The 334-nt window shown below is 68.9% G+C and carries 1 protein-coding gene; it reads left to right on the top strand.

Annotation, left to right across the window (positions count from 1 at the left end):
* Positions 1–20: 20 nt before the first annotated feature.
* On the top strand, positions 21–334 hold a 314-nt coding region (locus tag E9529_RS23030; protein WP_236833303.1), incomplete at its 3' end, for a transposase.

The following is a 334-nucleotide window of genomic DNA, read 5'->3' as shown; positions in this document are numbered from 1 at the left end:
GTCGGTGATGGTCCGGGTGGATGTGTGTCTGTACATGCCAGCCGCGGTCTGCGGCTTCTTCCCGGTATGACAGCTCGCTGACCGACGGCCAGTGGGCGCGGATCGAACCGTTGCTGCCGGTGCGCAATCCGCGCCACGGCGGCCGGCCGTTGAAGTTCGACCGCCGGCTGGTCCTCGACACGATCCTGTATGTGCTGCGCACCGGTTGTTCCTGGCGGCTGGTGCCTCACGACCTGGCCCCCTGGGATGTCGCCTACCGCTGGTTTCGGGCTTGGAGCGCCGATGGCACCTGGCGGCAGGTGCACGAGGCGCTGCGCGACCGGGTCCGTGAGGC

This window comes from Blastococcus sp. KM273128, assembly GCF_021698975.1.
Classification (GTDB): domain Bacteria; phylum Actinomycetota; class Actinomycetes; order Mycobacteriales; family Geodermatophilaceae; genus Blastococcus.
This window is presented reverse-complemented; position numbering and strand designations above follow the sequence as displayed.